Below are 18,108 nucleotides of genomic sequence, written 5' to 3' on the forward strand. Positions count from 1 at the left end.
CGGCAGGACCGCCTTCGGTCACGCCGAGCCGGAACCGTCCGCCGGCCTGCCCGCGGCGCCGTCGCGGTGGCCGGTGCCGTTCGGCGGGCTCACCGCCTCGCCGCCGCCGAGCAGCAGCCCGGCCTGATCGACCACCCGGCCCTCGGCGTCGAGCACCGAGTCCGACTCGCTCGCCGCCGCGTCCTTGGCCGCCTGGATGCCGCTGACCATGCGCAGCGGCACCTCCCGCCAGAACAGCACCAGGATCAGCGCGAGCAACGCGATACCGGTCGCGGACAGGAACACCGTCGACATGGACTCGGCGAAGCCGACCTTGAACGGGCGGGCCAGATCCGGGCTCAGCTGCTGGATCACCGAGCTGTCCTTGAGCACCGAACCCGCGGCCGAAGTGTCCTGCGCGAGCAGGCCTTTCGCCAGCGCGGCATCGGCGGGGTTGCTGCTCCGCGCGCCTTCGACCACCGCGTGCTGGAACTGCGGATCGGCTGCCGCACTGCGCATCTCGTCGGAGATGTTCGGGGTCAGCTGGGCGAACAGGATGGACAGGAACACCGCGACACCGAGCGTGCCGCCGATCTGCCGGAAGAACGTCGCGGCGGCGGTGGACACGCCCATGTCCTTGGGCGGCAACGCGTTCTGCAACGCCAGGGTGAGCGGCTGCATCAGGTTGCCGAGCCCGAAACCGGTGCACGCCATGAAGATCATCGCGAGCCACAGCGGGGTGTCGGCGGTCAGGAAGTGCAGCAGGAACAGGCCGAGCGTCAGCATGCTCGCGCCGATGATGGTGAAGCTGCGGTAGCGGCCGGTCCGCGAGATCAGCTGGCCGGACACGACCGAGCCGGTCATCAGGCCGAGCACCATGGGCAGCATCTGCAGACCCGCCAGCGTCGGGCTGGCCCCGCGCACCACCTGCAGGTACTGCGGCAGCAGCGAGATGCCGCCGAACATGCCCGCGCCGACCACGAACGAGATCACCACGCCGAGCGCGAAGGTCTTGTTCTTGAAGATCCGCAACGGAATCAGCGCGGCGTCGCGCAGCGCCTTCTCGACGAACACGAAGCCGATCACACCGAGCACGCCGATCACGTAGCAGGCGATGGAACGCCCACTGGCCCAACCCCATTCACGCCCCTGCTCGGCGACGATGAGCAGCGGGACCAGGCCGACCGCGAGCACGAACACGCCCCACCAGTCCACCCGGTCGGTGGAATGCGGCCGCTTCGGCAGCTTGAGCACGCGATACACCACGGCGAGCGCGATCAGGCCGATCGGCACGTTCACCAGGAACACCCAGCGCCAGCCGCTGACCCCGAGGATGGTGTCCTGCCCGGCCAGCACGCCGCCCAGCACCGGGCCGATCACGCTGGAGGTACCGAACACGGCCAGGAAGTAGCCCTGATACTTGGCGCGTTCCCGCGGCCCGACGATGTCGCCGAGGATGGTCAGCGCCAGCGACATCAGACCGCCGGCGCCGATGCCCTGCACGGCGCGGAACGCCGCGAGCTGGTACATCGACTGGGCCATCGTGCACAGCAGCGAGCCGACGATGAAGATCGCGATCGCCAGCATGAAGAACTGCTTGCGGCCGAACATGTCGGACAACTTGCCGTACAGCGGCGTCGCCAGCGTCGCGGTGATCAGGTAGGCGGTGGTCGCCCACGCCTGCAGCGAATAGCCGTCCAGATCGTCGGCGATGGTGCGGATCGCGGTGGACACGATCGTCTGGTCCAGCGCCGCGAGCAGCATCCCGAGCATCAGCCCGCTCAGGATCACCAGAATCTGGCGATGGGTGAACGCGGGTGGCGCCTCCACCTTCTCGACTGTGGTCACGACCGCGCCTCGCTAGTGCTCGGCTCCGTCGTGCCCACGGCGGCTGTGTCTTCGGTTCGCTCGCGTTGCTCGCTCACGTGTCGTTCTCCGTCCCAGTAAAGGTCTGATCCCAAGTGCGGCGCATCGCGGCGATCATCTCGGGTCTGGTGCGCTCGAAGTCGTCGACGAACTGCCGGAGCAGTTCGGCGAAATCGGCCCGGGATTGCGGCGCCCATTCGGCCATCACCCGGGACAGGTTCTCGTTGCGCCGCCTGCGGACCTCCTCGGCGACCGTCCGGCCACGTTCCGTCACGACCAGCACCGTGGCCCGGCCGTCCGCCGGGTCGGCCTGCCGCTCGACCAATTGCTTGCCGACCAGCTGTGCCACCTGGCGGCTCACCGTCGAGGCGTCCGAGTGCAACGCCCCGGCCAGCTCTCCCGATCGCATCGGACCGTCGCAGCACAGCCGGAGCAACGTGCCGTATGCCGCGGGATCGAGACCGTCCTTGGTCCACGTGCCGATCTGGGCCGCGGTGCGGTCCCGGATTCGCTGCAATCGGGAGAGTTGCATCGCGATCGTGTCGACCGTTTGCTCGTCCAAACCCAAAACCTTTGCTTGCATCAATCAATTAGTTGCGCAATGCAAGTATGCGGACGAGTCTCCTACTGGGGCAAGTGATATACCGAGCTTTACCTGCCCTTGAACTCCGGCGCCCGCTTCTCGAACACCGCTTTGAGCGCCTCGGCGAGGTCTTCCGACGGCAGGAACGCCGAGTTCCAGGCGGACACGTAGCGCAGCCCAGCGGCCACCTCGTCCTTGTTCCGCTGATCCAGCACGTCCTTCACCCCCTGCACCACCAGCGGCGGATTGACGGCGATCTCGCGCGCCGTGGCGTGTGCCGCGTCCAGCACCGCTTCCTGATCCTCGAACACGTCGCTGACCAGGCCGATCTTCTCCGCCCGCGCCGCGTCGATGTCCTTGCCGGTGTAGGCGAGTTCGCGCAGCTGACCCTCGCCGATGATGCCGGGCAGCCGCTGCAACGAGCCGATGTCGGCGACGATGGCGACCCGCGCCTCGCGCAGGCTGAACTTCGCGTCCGCGCTCGCGTAGCGGATGTCCACGGCCGCGATCAGGTCCAGCCCGCCGCCGATGCACCAGCCGGAGACCGCGGCGATCACCGGCTTGCGGCAATCGGCCACCGCGGTCACCGCCGCCTGCATCTTGCGCAGTTCCACCAGGAACTCGGTGCGCGGCGCGGCCTGCGCCCGATCGGCCATCAGCGGGCCGAACGTGCCGGCCATGGCAGGCAGGTCCAGACCATAGGAGAAGTGCTTGCCCGAACCGGTGAGCACGATCGCCCGCACCTCGGGGTCGGCGTCGAGCACCTGGAAGATCTCCGGCAACTCCCGCCAGAAATCCGGGCCCATCGCATTGCCCTTGCCGGGACCGGTCAACGTCACCTGCGCGACGTGGTCCTTCGTTTCTACGGTGAACGCCTGCCAATCAGTCATTCTTACAGCGTATCGAGCATGCCGGACGCCGCTGCCGCGCATCCCGGAAACAGGCGTGGACCAGGCGCGTCCGCTCCGGGCAGACCCGGCCGGTTCGTTCGGGTCCGGTTCGCGGCGCGCAACCGCGCCCCATGTAAACGCTGCGCAAAATCGGTGCGGCGCACTAGGTCCCGGCTCGTCCCCGAGCGGATCATAAAGACCGTCAGCAAACCTCATTCATCGATTCGGAGGCGATCATGCTGATGCATCAAGGAATCGGCCTCGCCCGGTTCAACCAAATCTCCCGGGCCCGTGCGATTCACGCGCTCTTCGCCTGCTGCGCCAATGTCACCTGGGCGGCCGTGCTCGCCGACGCCCGGCCTTATCCGGATCGGGACGCGCTGCTGGCCACGGCCGATGTCGAGTTGCTCGCGCTGTCCCAGGGTGATCTGGATCGGGCGCTCGAAGCGGTTGCGCACGAACAGGTCTCGGGCGGCAGCGTGACCGAGCTGGCGCAGATCACGCGCGCGCGCATCGCGCTACTGCTCGGGCCGAGCGAGGGTTATCCGGAATACTGACGCATTCGCCGAGTAGCCCGGCGCACCATCCGCAATCGCTCTACTCTGGTGGCATGCGCAGGTCGACATTGCCACCGATCGCCTGCCGAGTCGCGGACACCCTCATCGCCCGAGGCCATCACGGTGTCATCGTGACCCAGCCGGCACCAACCCCCACCGTCGCGGATGCCGCCCGAACCCTCGGTGTCGACGTGGGCGCCATCACCAGCTCCGTGGTGTTCCTGCTGGACGAGGATCCGGTGCTGCTGCTGGTCTCCGGCGTCCACGAGGTAGACCTGGAGTCCACCGGCAAACGCCTCGAAGGCATCCTCTCCCACGCCCCCGCGGACATGATCCGCGAGGTCACCGGCCAACCGCTCGGCGGCGTGGCCCCGGTCGGCCACCCCACCAACCTGCCCACCTGGGTGGACACCGCGCTGTCGAACCATCGCGAGGTCTGGGCCGCGGGCGGGCATCCGAACACGGTCTTCCGCACCTCGTTCACCGAGTTGGTCCGGATCACGGCCGGCCTGCCGATCGACGTCGACTGAATCACTGCCTGCCCGCACGAAGATTCGTTGAGCAGCGAAAACTTTCCGCCGAGCCGAGATCGCCGCCGGACGCGATGGCCCGCCGACCCGAAACCAAGCGTAGGTTTGGGCTGGTGACCGAAGCAGAACGGCCCGCCACGGATTTCCAGATCCCCGATGATCTGAGCGGGATCACCGCCGAGCAATTCCGCGCGTCCATGCGCCACTACCCGGCCGGCGTCACCGTCGTCACGCTGAACTCACCGAACGGCCCGATCGGTTTCACCGCGACCTCGTTCGCGTCCCTGTCGCTGGCCCCGCCGCTGGTCTCGTTCAATATCGCGCACACCTCGTCCAGCCTCACCGCACTCCTGGACGCCGACTCCGTGGTCATCCACTTCCTCGGCGAACACCAGCACCACCTGGCCCAGCGCTTCGCCCGCACCGCCGCCGACCGGTTCGCCGACCGCTCCCTCTGGACCACTCTCGACACCGGCGAGCCGGTCCTGCACGGCACCCCCATCTGGCTCCGCGCCACCATCCACCAACTGATCCCCCTCGGCGACCACACCCTCGTCGTAGGCCTGGTAACCCGAGTCCACGACAACACCAACGAAACCCCCGCCGCCGCCCCCCTCCTCTACTACAACGGCCGCTACCACCGCCCCACCAAACTCGGCGACTGAGCCGCGGCGCCGACTGCCGGCGGGACTAGCCGATCAGGCAGGGGGCGGCGCCGGTGGGGGCTTCGGAGGTGAAGGGGCGGGTTTCGGGGGTGGGGTTCCAGAGGCCGTGGGTGGTGGCGTAGTTCCAGGCGGGGCCGGTGTGGACGAGGGTGGCGATGGCTTGGACGAGGCGGTCCACGTCGGCGGGGGTGGTGCCGAGGCCGATGCTGGCGCGCAGGGCGCCGTCGAGATCCAGGCGGGCGAGCAGGGGGTGGGCGCAGAAGCGGCCGTCGCGGACGCCGATGCCGTGTTCGGCGGAGAGGTAGGCGGCGACGTGGCCGGGGACGAAACCGTCCAGGGTGAAGGCGACGATGCCGACGGTGTCGGGGGCGTCGGTCCAGATGCGCAGCAGGTTGACGCCGGGGATGGCGGCGAGGCCGGCGCGGAGTCGATCGGCGAGCTGATGTTCGGTGGCGGCGAGGGTTTCCGCATCGATCGCACAGAGCGCGTCACAGGCGGCGGCCAGCGCGGCGGCGCCGAGCACGTTGGGCGAACCACCCTCGTGCCGCTGCGGCGCGGGCGCCCACTCGGCGCCGGTGGTGCTGACCTCGCGGACCGCGCCGCCGCCGGCCAGGTAGGGCTCCGCGCGGTCGAGCCAGTCGCGTCGGCCGACCAGCACGCCGGCGCCGAACGGCGCGTACAGCTTGTGCCCGGAGAACGCGAGGTAGTCGATGCCGGTGTCGCGCAGGCTGATTCGCCGGTGCGGTGCGAGCTGGGCCGCGTCCACCAGGATGCGGGCGCCGCACTGGTGCGCGATCGTGGCCAGCCGCTCGAGCGGCAGCACCTCGCCGGTGACATTGGACGCGCCGGTCACCGCGAGCAGCGCGGCGGGCTTGCTGCACAGCTCGGCGACCAGCCGCCCGATGGTCTCCTCGACGGTCGCCGCGGCCTGCACGACGCGGCGGCCATGCCTGGTCCAGGGCAGGAAGTTGGCGTGATGCTCGATGTCGAGCACCACGGTGTCGCCGGGCACGCAGGAGGCGAGCAGGTTCAGCGAGTCGGTGGTGTTGCGGGTGAACACGACGACTTGGTCGTCGGCCGCGTCCAGGAAGCGCGAGACCGAACCGCGGGCGGCCTCGTAGCACTCGGTGGAGATCCGCGAGGCGTAGCCCGCGCCGCGGTGCACGCTCGCGTAGAACGGCAGCAGCTGCTGGATCCGATCGGTGACCTGCGCCAAGGCCGGCGCGCTCGCGGCGTAGTCGAAGTTGGCGTAGGTGGTCGTCCCACCCTGGACCAGCGGCACCTGGAGGTCGTCACCGGAAACCCGGGCGAGGGGGGCACAGTCCTTGGTCACAACAGCGGTCATCACGAATTCCCGTCGGCTCTGGGACTCGTGATCAGGAGATTCGTCGAGTCCGCGCTTGCCGCACCCGGTCGGGCGTCGGCCTGGTCGTCACCCGGAGCACCCCACCGCGGAGGAGGGTTGCCGACCAGCAAGCCGGGGCTGAACGCTGGTACTCATGACCTGATCCGAGATTGGCAGACGGCCCCCCGCGCTGTCAACCATGATCTCGTCGCGTGTGTCGGCAGGCGATAAAGCGTTGCCAATCACGCCGTTCTGGGTTCACATCATGAGGTGTCACTTTCGCTGCTGATCAGCTTCATCGGCCTGTGCGTGCTGCTGGCGCTCACGCCGGGGCCGGATTCGTTCCTGGTGCTGCGCTTCTCGCTGGTGGACGCGCGACCGGGGATCGCCGCCGCGATCGGGTCGGCGCTGGGCGGGATCCTGTGGGCGGTGGTGGTCGCGGCGGGCGTCGCCGCGCTGCTGGAGCAGTCCGCCACCGCGTACCGCACGCTCAAGCTGATCGGCGGAATCTACCTGGTGTACTTGGGCATTCGCGCGCTGCTCGACCAGCGGCGGCAGCGCCGGGCGGCCGGCGGATCCGGTGCCGCCGAGGACCTGCCGGCCACCGCGCGCGGCACCCGCGCCTCGGTTCGCTCGGCGTTCACCGCGGGCGTCGTCTCGTGCATGTTCAACCCGAAGGTCGGCCTGTTCTACCTCGCCGTGCTCCCCCAGTTCCTGACCGAGGTCACCTTCGCCAACACACTCGCGCTCGGCGCCGTCGAATCGTCGATCGCCGCGGTAGCGATGGTGCTCCTGGCCCTGGCGGCCTCCCGCGCGGTCGCGCTGCTGCGCCGCCCCAAGCTCCGGGATCGGCTCGAACAGGTCAGCGCGGCCATCCTGGCCACCCTCGGCCTCGGCACCGCCGCCTCCGCGGCCTGACCCGAGCCGCCCCGAAACCCGCTGAGCTGCAAGATCACCAAGCCGATGTGGGCAATACCACCGGACTGAGCGGACCGGCGCAGCGACTATCCGGCGAACCCACCGCGCGACCCGTCCACCAGGCATTGCTTCGGCGCTCCCGGCAGAAATCGCCACGACCTGCAACAACCCCGCCCGCCGTCGAGCAGTAGGCAACCACGGCGGTGAACAACAAACGTCGACAACCCCGAGTACCGTGGACAACTGGTCACCACAGTGTTTGCCAACTGGTAACCCAGCTATGACACAAACACCATCAGGGAAGTGCGAGGCAGGTCGAATGGGAGGTGGGCAGGGCGTCATGCTCCAACCACAGGTTGATGCGAAGGTCGATCCCCTGCTCCGGACCGCGCACACGCCACCGGCCCGGACCCTCGTCGACATCCTGACCGCGACCGCACTGACCCACCCCGATGCCCCCGCCATCGACGACGGCCAGGTGGTGCTCAGCTATCTCGAACTCGTCGTCGAGATCGAGAAGACCATGGCCCGGCTGGCCAACGCGGGCGTGCGGCCGGGCGACCGGGTCGGCGTGCGCATGCCGTCCGGCTCGCGCGAGCTCTACCTGACCATCCTCGCCGTCCTCTACGCGGGCGCGGCGTACGTGCCGGTCGACGCCGACGACCCGGACGAACGAGCCCAGCTGGTCTTCGGCGAGGCGCAGGTCACCGCGATCGTCACCGGCGCGGGCATCGAGACCACCCCGGCGGGCATCCGCGCGGCCACCGACAACCCGGCCGACGCGGGCACCAGCACGCTGCCGACCCCCGCCGACGACGCCTGGATCATCTTCACCTCCGGCTCCACCGGAACACCGAAAGGCGTTGCGGTGACTCATCGCAACGCCGCCGCGTTCGTGGACGCCGAGGCCCGCCTCTTCCTGCGCGACGCCCCGATCGGCCCCGGCGATCGGGTGCTGGCCGGGCTCTCGGTCGCCTTCGACGCCTCCTGCGAGGAGATGTGGCTGGCCTGGCGCAACGGCGCCTGCCTGGTCCCCGCCCCGCGCGACCTGGTGCGCACCGGCGCCGACCTCGGCCCGTGGCTGGTGCGCCGGGAGATCAGCATCGTCTCCACCGTGCCGACGCTGGCCGCGACCTGGCCCGCCGAGGCGCTGGACGCGGTCCGGCTGCTGATCTTCGGCGGCGAGGCGGTGCCGCCGGAACTCGCGGAACGCCTTGCCGGGAACGGGCATACGGATCGCGAGGTCTGGAATACCTACGGCCCCACCGAGGCAACGGTTGTCGCCTGCGCGGCCCTGCTCGACGGCGAGTGGCCGATCCGGATCGGCCTGCCGCTCGACGGCTGGGACCTCGTGGTGGTCGACGCGGCCGGAAACCCGGTGGGCGAGGGCGAATCCGGCGAACTGGTGATCGGCGGCGTCGGCCTGGCCCGCTACCTCGATCCGGCGAAGGACGCGCAGAAGTACGCGCCGCTACCCTCGGTCGGCTGGGATCGCGCCTATCGCAGCGGTGATCTGGTCCGCAACGACAGCGCGGGCCTGGTCTTCCTCGGCCGCGCCGACGACCAGATCAAGCTCGGCGGCCGCCGCATCGAGCTCGGCGAGATCGACAACGCGCTGCAACACCTGCCCGGCGTCACCGGCGCGGCGGCCGCGATCCGAACGACCAAGGCGGGCAACAAGATCCTGGTCGGTTACCTCACCGGACCCGGCCCCGACTTCGACACCAAGGCGGCCAGAGCCCAACTCGCCGAACAGCTTCCGTCCCCGCTGGTCCCCCGCCTGGCGATCGTCGACGAATTGCCCACCCGGACCTCGGGCAAGGTCGACCGCAACGCCCTGCCCTGGCCGCTGCCGAACAGCACCGAGGACGACAACGACAACGATCTCACCGGCACCGCGCAATGGGTTGCGCAGCTGTGGGATTCGGTGCTGGGCGGCGAGGTCACCGATCTCGACGCCGACTTCTTCGACCTGGGCGGCGGCTCGCTCTCGGCGGCCCAGCTGGTCACCGCGCTGCGTGCGCGTTATCCGCAGATCACCGTCGCCGACCTCTACGATCATCCCCGCCTCGGCGCGCTGGTGGAGCTGCTGGAGCAGAGCACACCGGCCGTCGCGGTGGAGGAACGCGTCGTGCGACCGACGCCGCGACGCGCGCAGTGGACGCAGGTGCTCGCCACCATCCCGCTCACCACGCTCACCGGCCTGCAATGGCTCACCTGGCTGGCGATCGTCGGCAATGTCGCCGGCTGGTCCGGCTCGCTGCCGTGGCTGCCGCACCTGTCCTGGTGGTGGACCCTCGCGGCGTTCCTGCTCTTCATCTCACCGCCCGGCCGGATGGCGATCTGCGTGGCCGGCGCCCGATCGCTGCTGCGCGGCGTCGAACCAGGCCGGTATCCGCGCGGCGGCTCGGTGCACCTGCGGCTGTGGGCCGCGGTGCGGCTGTCCGAGGCCAGCGGCGCCGAAAACCTCTCCGGCGCACCGTGGATGGTGCCGTTCGCCCGGGCGCTCGGCGCGAAGATCGGCAAGGGCGTCGACCTGCACACCCTGCCGCCGGTGACCGGCATGCTCGAGCTGGGCGACGGATGCAGCGTGGAACCCGAGGTGGACCTGTCCGGCTACTGGATCGACGGCGACGTCGTGCACATCGGCCCGGTCACCGTCGGACCGGGCGCGGTGGTCGGCTCCCGGTCGATTCTGTTGCCCGGCACCAGGATCGGCAAGAACGCCGAGGTCGCACCTGGCTCCTCGGTCGCGGGCAAGGTCAAGGCCGAGCAGGAGTGGGCGGGCTCGCCCGCCGCGAAAATCGGTAAAGCACAGCATCGCTGGCCCGCGCACACGCCGGATCGGGCGGCGCACTGGGTGGCGATCTTCGGCATCACCTCGATGGCGCTGGCCGCGGTGCCCATCCTCGGCCTCGGCGCGGGCGGCCTGTTCATCGCCTGGTTCATCCGCGATACCCGCACGCTCGCGGGCGGTTTGGGCCGCGCGTTCGCGATCCTGCCGGTCGCGACGCTGCTCAGCCTCGCGGTCTACGCGGCGATCACCATCATCCTGGTGCGGCTGCTCAGCTTCCGCCTGCGCGAGGGTTATCACCCCGTGCGCAGCCGGACGGGCTGGCAGGTGTGGTCCACCGAACGCCTGCTGGATTCCGCGCGCACCTTCCTGTTCCCGCTGTACGCGAGCCTGCTGACGCCGATCTGGCTGCGCCTGCTCGGCGCGAAGATCGGCCAGGGGGTCGAGGCCTCGACCGTGCTGCTGCTGCCCAAGTTCACCACCGTCGCCGACGGCGCGTTCCTGGCCGACGACACCATGATCGCCAGCTACGAGCTGGGCGGCGGCTGGCTGCGCATCGGCGAGGCGAAGGTCGGCAAGCGCGCGTTCCTCGGCAACTCCGGCATGACCGCGCCCGGTCGCCGGGTGCCGAAAAACGGTCTGGTCGCGGTTCTTTCGGCGGCGCCGTCCAAGTCCAAGGCCGGCTCGTCCTGGCTGGGCAGCCCGCCGGTCCGCCTGCGCCGCGCGCCCGAGAGCTCGGACACCGCGCGCACGTTCGATCCGCCGCCGAAGCTGCGGATCGCCCGCGCCGTCGTCGAGACCTGCCGCCTGTTCCCGGTGCTGGTCACCTTCGCCATCGGCCTCGGCGTGCTGTTCACCCTCGCCTGGCTCGCGCAGAGCCTCGGCCACCTGCCCGCCGCGCTGCTCAGCGGCGTGGTGCTGCTGGCCGCCGGCGCGATCGCGGGCGCGAGCTCGGTAGCCGCGAAGTGGTTGCTGGTCGGCCGGATCGGCGCCGAGGAGCATCCGCTGTGGAGCTCGTTCGTCTGGCGGAACGAGGTCTCCGACACCTTCGTGGAAACCGTTGCCGCGCCGTGGTTCGCGCGCGCCGCGACGGGTACTCCGGTGCTGAACCTGTGGCTTCGCGGACTCGGTGCCCGGATCGGCCGCGGGGTATGGTGCGAGTCCTATTGGCTACCGGAGGCGGACCTGGTGACACTCGGTGACGGCGCGACCGTGGAACGCGGCTGCGTCGTGCAGACCCATCTCTTCCACGACCGGATCATGTCCATGGACACGGTCACCCTCGGCGCCGGCGCCACCCTCGGCCCGCACTGCGTCGCGCTGCCCGCCTCCACCATCGGCGAGGGCGCGACCATCGGCCCCGCCTCGCTGGTGATGCGCGGCGACACCGTTCCCCCGTCCACTCGCTGGTGGGGCAACCCGATCGCGCCTTGGTTCGGAGGCGACCAGGGAGCGGCCCGCTGATGCCGGGGAAGTTCTACGAGGCGCCGATCGACGAATACCTGCCGCAGAACGGAAATCGGGGCTACCGGGTATCGCGGTACGAGCTCGACCTCACCTACAAGGTCACGGGCAACCGGCTGGCCGGCCGCGCCGAGATCACCGCGGTGACCACGGCGGTGCAGCCGCGCTTCGCGCTCGATCTGTCCCAGGCCCTGACCGTGGCCAAGGTATTCGTCAACGGCGCCAAGGCCGCGAAGTACACCCACCAGCGCGGCAAATTGGTGATCACCCCGCAGCAGCGGATTCCGGCGGGCGGCGTGCTCTCGCTGGTCGTGCAGTACGGCGGCATCCCGCGCCCGGTGCGCGGACCGTGGGGCGCGGTCGGCTGGGAGGAGCTCACCGAGGGTGCGCTGGTGGCCAGCCAGCCCAACGGCGCGGCGTCCTGGTTCCCGTGCGACGACCACCCGAGTTCCAAAGCCAGCTACCGGATTTCGATCACCACCGACAGTCCGTACTACGCCCTGGCCAACGGCACCCTGTTGCGCAAGCAGGTCAAGGCCAGCCAGACCACCTGGGTGTACGAGCAGGCCGAACCGATGGCGACCTACCTGGCGACCATCCAGATCGGGCCGTATCAGAAGCACCGCATCGTTTCTCCGGCCAACTCGGTGCCCATGCACGCCGTGTCCCCGGCCCGGCTACGCGCCAACTTCGAACACGACTTCGCCCGGCAGCCGCAGATGATGGCGGTCTTCAGCGAACGGTTCGGCCCGTATCCGTTCGAGGGATACACCGTGGTGGTCACCGATGACGAGCTGGAGATCCCGATCGAGGCGCAGGGCATCTCGATCTTCGGCGCCAACCACTGCGACGGCAGGCGCGGCGCGGAACGGCTGGTCGCGCACGAACTGGCGCACCAGTGGTTCGGCAACAGTCTGACCATCCGGCAGTGGCGCGACATCTGGCTACACGAGGGCTTCGCCTGTTACGCCGAATGGATCTGGTCCGAGGCGGCGGGTGGCCCGACGGCCGATCAGCTGGCCCGCGCGGCCAGGCACAATCTGTCCAGGCAGCCGCAGGACATCGCGGTCGGCGACCCGGGTCCGCAGCACATGTTCGACGATCGCGTCTACAAGCGCGGTGCGCTCACGCTGCACGCGCTGCGCCTGGAACTGGGCGATCACGGTTTCTACGATCTGTTGCGGGAGTGGACGATTCGCTACCGGCACGGGTCGGTGAGCACCGAGGAGTTCACCGATCTGGCCGGACATTACAGTCCGATTCCGCTGCGACCGCTGTGGGACAGCTGGCTGGCGGGCAAGCCGTTGCCGCAGCTTCCGCCGTCCGCCGCGTAGGTCAGAACACCAGGTAGCGCGAGGCGAGTTCTTCGATCAGGGGGTCGTCGTCGGGGACGCTGTCGAGTGCCTGAAGGTCCGATTCGACCGAGAGCTGCCGGGTGTCTTCTTGTTCAGGGTCCGGTGCGCCGTCTTCGACGAGTTGTCGCATCAGCTTGGTGCGGACCCGGTCCTTCAAGGAATCACTCATGAATTCAGCTTGCCCGGTTCACGGCGGGCGAATCGGGTCGGCGCGCCGGGTCTGATCACACCGGGGCGAGCCAAGTTCCCCACGGAGTATTGCGCAGCACGGTGTAGACGGTGAGCAGCGCGAAGAAGGTCCACATGGTGGCGCGGCTGATCGAGGGCAACCGCATCCGCTGACCGCGCCAGGCGCGCAGGGACCAGTCGGTTATCCACAGGACGAACGCGAGCACCAGCGGAAGCGCAAGCACGTTGCTGTGCACCGAATCCAGCAGGTGGCCGTCGGTCAGATTGTGGATGGCCCGCATGCCGCCGCAGCCGGGACACCAGAATCCGGTCAGCGCGTAGACCGGGCAGACACCGTAGGAACCTTCGACGTGCGGGTCGCGCACGTGCAGCAGCACGCCGATCCCGATGCCGACCCCCGCCACCAGCAGCGGAACTCCTACGCCACGCAGACCCCGCCTGGCCGGGGGCGCCGAGTGCTGGTGCGCAGCCGGTTCCGGCGCCACGTGCGTGCTGTCCACAGCACCAACGGTAACCGCGCGCCGCCGCTCGCCGCCACAGGTCCTACTCGGGCTGGGCGAAGCGCAGGGTGTTGCCGGACGGATCGATCAGCTCGAAACCGAGTCCGCCCGGGCCGTCCTCGGGCGGACCCGGTTTGGCGTAGCGGTATTCCTTGCCCGCCAGCTCGGCCTGCCACGCCTTGACGTCGGCCACCGCCATCCACACGACGGTGCCCGGTGTGCCGTCACCGTGGTGCTCGCTGAGGTGTAGTTCCGCCGCGCCTCGGGAGACCTGCGCGTACAGCGGGAATTCGTCGCCGAACCGGTGCTCCCAGTCGACCGTGAAACCCAGGTAGTCGCAATAGAACTCATATGCCCGCGCGACGTCGAACATGCGCAGGACGGGGATGGGTGCTGCGAAGCCGATCTCGTCGGAAACCACCCCACGATCATCGCACCGGGGTCCGACAAGATCGAATATATCTGCTATTTACGCAGGTAGAGTATGATTTCCGCTGTGGACGCCGCTGGTTCCGCCAGGCTCGACGGATGCACGGTCAACGCGACTCGCAAGCTCGAATTCGGGCATGTGGGGCACTGGTCCGCACCCGGGCATCGCGATCTCGACGACGACGGCCAGCGGATGGTCGCGGTCGAGATCGATCCCGGCGACGGCTCCTCGGTCGTGGTGTTCGTCCGCGCCCCCAACCGCAGCGACGTGCCGAGCGACTTCCATCCCGACGACCAGGTCTGCCTGGTGATCCCGGACGCGATCGCCGCGCTCTACCCCACCGACTGAGCCGGTGCGCGGAAACCGTTACTGGATCGCCACTTTCGCGGGCTAACGCACCCCCGCACGCTTGGCGATGAAGACAGCGGAGGCCCGATCCGGACGTTAATTCTTTGTGAAAACAGACAGTGTCACTGCATCGAATTCCGGGTAATCAAGCCGGTGAGCCAGAAGTTCCGCTGCGGCGCGCTTGCACTAGCAAGCACTCAGCTTGCACTGTACTGTGGCGGCAGACACAAAGGAGTGCCCGATGCTGGTGAAGTCGATGAGGACTTTGGCGGACGCGCGTAACGGCGCCCTGACCGCCGGTTACCGTGCCGGATTGCGATCACGCACCTTCCGGACCGCGTCGTTGAACGCTCCTACCGCTCCCCTGGAAGTCATCCCCGTCACCACCGTGGACGGCACCCGGTTGCGGGTGCACGCGTACGGCCCCGCCGACGGCGAGGTGATCGTGCTGATCCACGGCTGGAGCTGCAGCATCGAGTACTGGAACCCGCAGATCAACGCGTTCGCCGACCGGTATCGGGTGGTCTGCTACGACCAGCGCGGGCACGGCGCCAGCGAACTCGGCCGGCGCATGCCGAGCCGCGACACCCTGGCCGACGATCTGTCCGCGGTACTCGACGCCACCCTGCGCCCCGGCCAGCGCGCCGTGCTCGCCGGCCACAGCATGGGCGGAATCACCGTGCAGGCGTGGGCGGCTCGCTATCCCGAGCAGGTCACCCGCCGCGCCTCCGCCGCCATCCTGCTCAACACCACCGCGGGCGACATCCGCTACGACACCGACCTGCTCCCGCTGCTGAACAAGCAGCTCACCGTGCAGAACAAGCCGGTCACGGTGCTCGGCGCCCCGCTGCGCCTGCCCACCTTCTTCTCCGAGACCGTGCTGACCAGCCCGGTCCCGCTGCCCGGCGGCTGGCTGGTCGGCGCGGTGCTCAAGGATCGGGTGATGAGCAAGCACGCCAGCGCCGACGAGGTGAACTTCGCCCTCGGCATCGTCCGTTCCTGTCGTCCGCTGGCCCGCGGCAAGCACGCCGCCGCCCTGGCCGACCTCGACGTCAGCGACGGCGCCGCGCACCTGACCATCCCCACCACGGTCATCTCCGGCAGCTTCGACCGGCTGTTGCCGGAACGGATGGCCCGCCGGATCGCCGACACCCTGTCCGGCACCGGCCACCTCGCCGCCTACCACTGCTGGCCGACCGGCCACCTCGGCAATATCGAGGCCGCCGACCGCTTCAACGCCGAACTCGAGCTGGTCGCCGGGCAGGCCACGCAGCGCGCGGCCGTCGCGGGCTGACCCCCGATCGTTCTCCTGGGCCGGTCAACGGCGCCCGGCCCAGGAGCAACACCCGTGCCGATCAGTTCCCCGCCGCCGGACCGTCCTTACTGCTGAGCACGTAAATCACCCCTCAGCAGAAGAGGTTTCGCGAATGTTGATCATCGCCGGTTACGCGGAAGTCGACCCCGCCGAGCGCGACACGTACGTCAGCGCCTTCCGGGACCTGCTCAGCCGCTCCCGATCCGCCCCCGGCTGTCTCGACTGCGCCATCACCGCCGATCCCATCGACCCGGCCCGGGTGAACGTCTTCGAACGCTGGGACACCGCGGAAAACCTCGAGGCCTGGCGCGCGGTGGCCGACGCCCCCGACCTCGACATCGCCCTCGCGCACACCCACGTGATGAAGTACACCGTCACCGACGAACGCCCGCCCTTCGACTGATCCGTCCTGTCGTCTGAACAACTGTCGCCTGAACAGCGGATATCCGCCGATCGATCCCGATGGGATCGTGTTCAACGTACATTCCCCAAGCAATTTGTTAAGGAAATACGTTGAGCACTTCAGGTTTTCGGTATTCCGGTATGCTTAAGGCGGCAACGGCGGCAGTGCTGGCGGCAGCGGTGACCCTGGCGGCGGCAGCGGGCGTGTCGGCGGCACCGCCGTCGGGCAGCAGCGGCAGCGGGAGTGGCAGCAGCGGCGGACCCGGCAGTAGCGGCAGCGGCAGCGGGCCAGGCACCCCCGCGCCGCCGACTCAGCAGTGCAACCAATCGACCCAGGCCGGCGGCGCCGGTGTCACCAACACGATGCACCAGCTCGGCCGCCCCGGCCCGACCTCGTTCGTCCTGTCCTACGAAACCTTCAACATCCCCGACCAGATCGAGGTCTTCTACCAGGGCGCCCTGGTCTACACCACGGGCTACGTCGGCGACGACATCAACGAGGGCACCGGCTCAGCGGTAGTCAACATTCCACCCGGCACCGCGACCGCCGTACTCGTCCGCGTCACCGGCCCCGGCGGCACCGACTGGAACTACACCGTCCACTGCCCCCGATGACCCCGCTCCTATCGAACGGGACATGGTGACGGCCGCGGCGGCGTGTCCGGTCCGCCATGTCCCGTTGGACGTGGTCAGGCCAGGGCGGCGAGTTTGCCGGAGAGGACTGCGCGCTCGCGGGCGTTGCCGCACAGGGTGATCGCGCGGGTCAGTTCGGTGCGGGCTTCCGAATTGCGGCCCAGTTGGATCAGGAGTTCGCCGCGCACGCTCGGCAGCAGGTGTGTGCCGGAAAGTTCTGGGGCGGAAGACAATTCGTCGACGATCGATAGGGCGGCGGCCGGGCCCTGCGCCATGGACACCGCGACGGCGCGATTGAGATCGACCACCGGCGAAGGGGCCAGCCTGCCGAGGGCCTCGTACAGCAGCACGATGCGCTCCCACGCCGTTTCCTCGACCGACGGTGCGACAGCATGACATTCGGCGATCGCCGCCTGTAGACCGTAGGCGCCGAGGCCTCGCCCGACCCGCCCGGCACGATCCAAGGCCGCACGGCCACGGCCGATCGCGGCGCGATCCCAGCGACGACGGTCCTGATCCGCCAACAGGACGGGATGTCCGTCCGGTCCGGTGCGCGCCGGAAAGCGGGCCGCGGTCAGCTCCAGCAACGCCAGAAGTCCTTGGGCCTCAGGCTCGTTCGGCATCAGCCGGGCGAGCACCCTGGCCAGTCGCTGCGCCTCGCCGGCGAGCTCGGACCGGATCAGCTCGCTGCCGGAGCTGGCCGAGGAGCCCTCGGTGAAGATCAGATACACCACATTGAGCACCGAACCGAGCCGTGCCGTGCGCTCCTGTGCGGACGGCACCTCGAATCGCACCCTGGCCGCGGCCAGCGTCTTCTTCGCCCTGGTGATGCGCGCCTGCACGGTCGCCGTCGGCACCAGGCACGCCTTGGCGATCTCGTCGCTGGTCAGGCCGCCGACGACGCGCAGGGTGAGCGCCACCCTGGCGTCCCGGGACAGCGTCGGGTGACAGGAGATGAACATCAGCGCGAGGATGTCGTCGTCGATCTGGTCCGGATCCCACAGCACGTCACCGGCCGCCGTGGGCTCCGCGGGTTCGCTACCGGACACGGCACCGCCTTCGCTCAGGTTGTGGGCGAGGGCCGCGTACCGGTCGTCGAGGGCCGAGCGCCGCCGGAACGCGTCGATGGCCCGCCGTCGGCCGACGGTGAGCAGCCAGCCCGCGGGGTTGTTCGGCACCCCGTCGCGCGGCCAGGTCACCAGCGCTTCGGCCAGTGCCTCCTGCGCGAGGTCCTCGGCGAGCGAGAAATCGCCGGTGTAGCGCGCCAGCGCGCCGACGATCCGCGCGGATTCGATCCGCCAGACGGCGGCGACGGCCTCACGACCGGTGTGCTCGGCCATCGCCC

18 protein-coding genes and 1 riboswitch are annotated in these 18,108 nt (G+C 69.3%); of the genes, 10 read left to right on the forward strand and 8 right to left on the reverse strand.

Annotated elements, in window-relative coordinates; all coding sequences use genetic code 11:
• Nucleotides 1-18: 18 nt before the first annotated feature.
• The 3 genes from ACFQ9K_RS33700 to ACFQ9K_RS33710 form a co-directional block, all read right to left on the reverse strand.
• A complete protein-coding gene (locus tag ACFQ9K_RS33700; RefSeq protein WP_378717891.1) occupies nucleotides 19-1,827 on the reverse strand; it encodes an MDR family MFS transporter in 1,809 nt (602 codons plus the stop codon).
• Between the two features lie 73 nt (nucleotides 1,828-1,900).
• Complete coding sequence (locus ACFQ9K_RS33705) at nucleotides 1,901-2,407, reverse strand: MarR family winged helix-turn-helix transcriptional regulator (RefSeq protein WP_378717893.1); 507 nt, start codon at nucleotides 2,405-2,407, stop codon at nucleotides 1,901-1,903.
• An 89-nt stretch (nucleotides 2,408-2,496) separates the two neighbouring features.
• A complete protein-coding gene (locus ACFQ9K_RS33710; RefSeq protein ID WP_378717895.1) occupies nucleotides 2,497-3,318 on the reverse strand; it encodes a crotonase/enoyl-CoA hydratase family protein in 822 nt (273 codons plus the stop codon).
• Nucleotides 3,319-3,554: 236 nt separating this feature from the next.
• On the opposite strand from ACFQ9K_RS33710, the gene ACFQ9K_RS33715 reads away from it, so the two are divergent.
• From ACFQ9K_RS33715 to ACFQ9K_RS33725, 3 genes are all read left to right on the forward strand, one after another.
• Complete coding sequence (locus ACFQ9K_RS33715) at nucleotides 3,555-3,875, forward strand: 2-oxo-4-hydroxy-4-carboxy-5-ureidoimidazoline decarboxylase (protein ID WP_378717896.1); 321 nt, start codon at nucleotides 3,555-3,557, stop codon at nucleotides 3,873-3,875.
• A gap of 53 nt (nucleotides 3,876-3,928) precedes the next feature.
• Nucleotides 3,929-4,405, forward strand: coding sequence for a YbaK/EbsC family protein (locus ACFQ9K_RS33720; RefSeq protein WP_378717898.1), 477 nt, complete (start codon nucleotides 3,929-3,931; stop codon nucleotides 4,403-4,405).
• Between the two features lie 113 nt (nucleotides 4,406-4,518).
• A complete protein-coding gene (locus tag ACFQ9K_RS33725; RefSeq protein ID WP_378717900.1) occupies nucleotides 4,519-5,070 on the forward strand; it encodes a flavin reductase family protein in 552 nt (183 codons plus the stop codon).
• Nucleotides 5,071-5,095: 25 nt separating this feature from the next.
• Here the strand turns inward: ACFQ9K_RS33725 and ACFQ9K_RS33730 are convergent, their stop codons facing one another.
• Nucleotides 5,096-6,415 (reverse strand): aminotransferase class V-fold PLP-dependent enzyme, encoded by a 1,320-nt coding sequence (locus ACFQ9K_RS33730; protein WP_378717902.1) that lies wholly within the window; start codon nucleotides 6,413-6,415, stop codon nucleotides 5,096-5,098.
• Nucleotides 6,416-6,461: 46 nt separating this feature from the next.
• A riboswitch (SAM riboswitch) is annotated at nucleotides 6,462-6,575 on the reverse strand.
• A 110-nt stretch (nucleotides 6,576-6,685) separates the two neighbouring features.
• Here ACFQ9K_RS33730 and ACFQ9K_RS33735 point away from each other — a divergent pair.
• The 3 genes from ACFQ9K_RS33735 to ACFQ9K_RS33745 all read left to right on the forward strand — a co-directional run bounded on the left by ACFQ9K_RS33735 (nucleotide 6,686) and on the right by ACFQ9K_RS33745 (nucleotide 12,925).
• Nucleotides 6,686-7,333: a LysE family translocator gene (locus tag ACFQ9K_RS33735; protein WP_378717903.1), complete on the forward strand. Its 648-nt coding sequence runs from the start codon at nucleotides 6,686-6,688 to the stop codon at nucleotides 7,331-7,333.
• A gap of 340 nt (nucleotides 7,334-7,673) precedes the next feature.
• Nucleotides 7,674-11,591: a Pls/PosA family non-ribosomal peptide synthetase gene (locus tag ACFQ9K_RS33740; RefSeq protein ID WP_378717904.1), complete on the forward strand. Its 3,918-nt coding sequence runs from the start codon at nucleotides 7,674-7,676 to the stop codon at nucleotides 11,589-11,591.
• Entirely contained in the window at nucleotides 11,591-12,925 is a 1,335-nt protein-coding gene (locus ACFQ9K_RS33745; protein ID WP_378717906.1) for a M1 family metallopeptidase, read from the forward strand. The genes ACFQ9K_RS33740 and ACFQ9K_RS33745 overlap by 1 nt, the downstream gene beginning before the upstream one ends.
• A gap of 1 nt (nucleotide 12,926) precedes the next feature.
• On the opposite strand, the gene ACFQ9K_RS33750 is transcribed toward ACFQ9K_RS33745, so the two are convergent.
• Genes ACFQ9K_RS33750 through ACFQ9K_RS33760 form a run of 3 tightly spaced genes read right to left on the reverse strand, consistent with a single transcriptional unit; the run spans nucleotide 12,927 to nucleotide 14,056 of the window.
• The gene (locus tag ACFQ9K_RS33750; RefSeq protein WP_378717908.1) at nucleotides 12,927-13,115 is read right to left on the reverse strand and encodes a hypothetical protein; all 189 of its coding nucleotides are present in this window, start codon (nucleotides 13,113-13,115) and stop codon (nucleotides 12,927-12,929) included.
• A 55-nt stretch (nucleotides 13,116-13,170) separates the two neighbouring features.
• Nucleotides 13,171-13,635 (reverse strand): DUF2752 domain-containing protein, encoded by a 465-nt coding sequence (locus tag ACFQ9K_RS33755; protein WP_378717909.1) that lies wholly within the window; start codon nucleotides 13,633-13,635, stop codon nucleotides 13,171-13,173.
• Nucleotides 13,636-13,678: 43 nt separating this feature from the next.
• The gene (locus ACFQ9K_RS33760; protein ID WP_378717910.1) at nucleotides 13,679-14,056 is read right to left on the reverse strand and encodes a glyoxalase superfamily protein; all 378 of its coding nucleotides are present in this window, start codon (nucleotides 14,054-14,056) and stop codon (nucleotides 13,679-13,681) included.
• A 75-nt stretch (nucleotides 14,057-14,131) separates the two neighbouring features.
• Here ACFQ9K_RS33760 and ACFQ9K_RS33765 point away from each other — a divergent pair, with 75 nt between their 5' ends.
• From ACFQ9K_RS33765 to ACFQ9K_RS33780, 4 genes are all read left to right on the forward strand, one after another.
• Nucleotides 14,132-14,413 (forward strand): hypothetical protein, encoded by a 282-nt coding sequence (locus tag ACFQ9K_RS33765; protein WP_378717913.1) that lies wholly within the window; start codon nucleotides 14,132-14,134, stop codon nucleotides 14,411-14,413.
• 241 nt (nucleotides 14,414-14,654) lie between these two features.
• Nucleotides 14,655-15,707, forward strand: coding sequence for an alpha/beta fold hydrolase (locus tag ACFQ9K_RS33770; RefSeq protein ID WP_378717914.1), 1,053 nt, complete (start codon nucleotides 14,655-14,657; stop codon nucleotides 15,705-15,707).
• Between the two features lie 133 nt (nucleotides 15,708-15,840).
• Nucleotides 15,841-16,131, forward strand: a complete 291-nt coding sequence (locus tag ACFQ9K_RS33775) for a putative quinol monooxygenase (RefSeq protein WP_378717916.1) — start codon at nucleotides 15,841-15,843, stop codon at nucleotides 16,129-16,131.
• 140 nt (nucleotides 16,132-16,271) lie between these two features.
• Nucleotides 16,272-16,745 carry a hypothetical protein gene (locus tag ACFQ9K_RS33780; RefSeq protein ID WP_378717917.1) on the forward strand — a complete coding sequence of 158 codons (474 nt, stop codon included), beginning with the start codon at nucleotides 16,272-16,274 and terminating at the stop codon, nucleotides 16,743-16,745.
• Nucleotides 16,746-16,819: 74 nt separating this feature from the next.
• On the opposite strand, the gene ACFQ9K_RS33785 is transcribed toward ACFQ9K_RS33780, so the two are convergent.
• Nucleotides 16,820-18,103, reverse strand: coding sequence for an RNA polymerase sigma factor (locus ACFQ9K_RS33785; protein ID WP_378717919.1), 1,284 nt, complete (start codon nucleotides 18,101-18,103; stop codon nucleotides 16,820-16,822).
• Nucleotides 18,104-18,108: the final 5 nt, after the last annotated feature.

The sequence above is a fragment of the Nocardia sp. NPDC056564 genome (assembly GCF_042793755.1).
Taxonomy (GTDB): Bacteria; Actinomycetota; Actinomycetes; order Mycobacteriales; family Mycobacteriaceae; genus Nocardia.

Bases quoted from the DNA above. Each gene is read 5' to 3' on its own strand.
- ACFQ9K_RS33780 (WP_378717917.1), top strand. From the start codon at position 16,272: ATGCTTAAGGCGGCAACGGCGGCAGTGCTGGCGGCAGCGGTGACCCTG.
- ACFQ9K_RS33740 (WP_378717904.1), top strand. From the start codon at position 7,674: ATGCTCCAACCACAGGTTGATGCGAAGGTCGATCCCCTGCTCCGGACC.
- ACFQ9K_RS33710 (WP_378717895.1), bottom strand. From the start codon at position 3,318: ATGACTGATTGGCAGGCGTTCACCGTAGAAACGAAGGACCACGTCGCG.
- ACFQ9K_RS33770 (WP_378717914.1), top strand. From the start codon at position 14,655: ATGCTGGTGAAGTCGATGAGGACTTTGGCGGACGCGCGTAACGGCGCC.
- ACFQ9K_RS33750 (WP_378717908.1), bottom strand. From the start codon at position 13,115: ATGAGTGATTCCTTGAAGGACCGGGTCCGCACCAAGCTGATGCGACAA.
- ACFQ9K_RS33775 (WP_378717916.1), top strand. From the start codon at position 15,841: ATGTTGATCATCGCCGGTTACGCGGAAGTCGACCCCGCCGAGCGCGAC.
- ACFQ9K_RS33745 (WP_378717906.1), top strand. From the start codon at position 11,591: ATGCCGGGGAAGTTCTACGAGGCGCCGATCGACGAATACCTGCCGCAG.
- ACFQ9K_RS33715 (WP_378717896.1), top strand. From the start codon at position 3,555: ATGCTGATGCATCAAGGAATCGGCCTCGCCCGGTTCAACCAAATCTCC.
- ACFQ9K_RS33720 (WP_378717898.1), top strand. From the start codon at position 3,929: ATGCGCAGGTCGACATTGCCACCGATCGCCTGCCGAGTCGCGGACACC.
- ACFQ9K_RS33785 (WP_378717919.1), bottom strand. From the start codon at position 18,103: ATGGCCGAGCACACCGGTCGTGAGGCCGTCGCCGCCGTCTGGCGGATC.
- ACFQ9K_RS33730 (WP_378717902.1), bottom strand. From the start codon at position 6,415: ATGACCGCTGTTGTGACCAAGGACTGTGCCCCCCTCGCCCGGGTTTCC.